Genomic DNA, 911 nt, shown 5'->3' with positions numbered 1-911 from the left:
AATGTTTGTTCGTCCGTGCTTCCTGCCTCTCAAATAATCCTAATTTTAAACTCCGCACATTGCGCAAGACTCGATACGGATGGCTGGCTAGACCTTATCCGACAGGGACTTTCACCCTGCAAGTAGATGACAAGCTTCGCTTGTCGCACTAACGCCAAGTTAACTGGCAAAACAGAGCCCGCTTGCGGGCGCAGTGGTTTACTGCGGGGCGCACAATTTGCGAAGCGAATGCCCCGCTGTAAATTGTCCAGTTGAACGTATTGTTAGGGCGGAGACTACACATTGATTTTAAAACCCAGATCGACGTCACACGCGGCTTGGCCGCCCCTTATGCCCCAATTTTCAGCCGTGATTTCACGAAGCAGTATCTTGACGTGATTTGGCGGAATACCAAACTCTTGAAGGTTACTGACAATTGCTTGGTAAAGATTACGCTTCGCCTCTAGCGACCTCCCCGCAAAGCAGTCAATACTGATGTGTGTATAGAATTCTGGCTTTTCTCGACCCGGCGGGCACTCAAAACGATGTGGCTCATGCACAACAAAGCGAACATGGCGATCATCAGCTTTAATTTTGAAACTGTCACGAATGGCAGCGTGAACCGCCTCCATTATTCCCTGCTCGGTCTCTCTCGAATATTCCTGCCTTACTTCAATCAGAACACTAGGCATATTTCCTCCATCGGTAGCCCTAACGAGACTGTAGAAAAACTAAACTGGCAACAACCGGTATTTTGCAACTATTTTTCATAGTCCTATCAATCCATTTTTGAATAATACTGCCGATATTTTGGGGATCTCGTTTATATCGACTCGTTGTCGCGATAACACTAGTTCATCGCCCCGTAATTGGCGATTTTCTCAATATTATGGACTAAACAATACAGTTGCCATTGACCCTGCACCTTTGGT

At 46.7% G+C, this 911-nt stretch carries 1 protein-coding gene; it reads right to left on the bottom strand.

Annotated elements, in window-relative coordinates:
- Positions 1 to 275 precede the first annotated feature (275 nt).
- Positions 276 to 671, bottom strand: coding sequence for a tautomerase family protein (locus ACXAFR_RS27405; RefSeq protein ID WP_475183357.1), 396 nt, complete (start codon positions 669 to 671; stop codon positions 276 to 278).
- Positions 672 to 911: the final 240 nt, after the last annotated feature.

This window comes from Pseudomaricurvus sp. ABR4_320, from assembly GCF_056159445.1.
The sequence above is the reverse complement of the archived record's forward strand: the minus strand, read 5'-3'. Positions and strand labels throughout refer to the sequence as shown.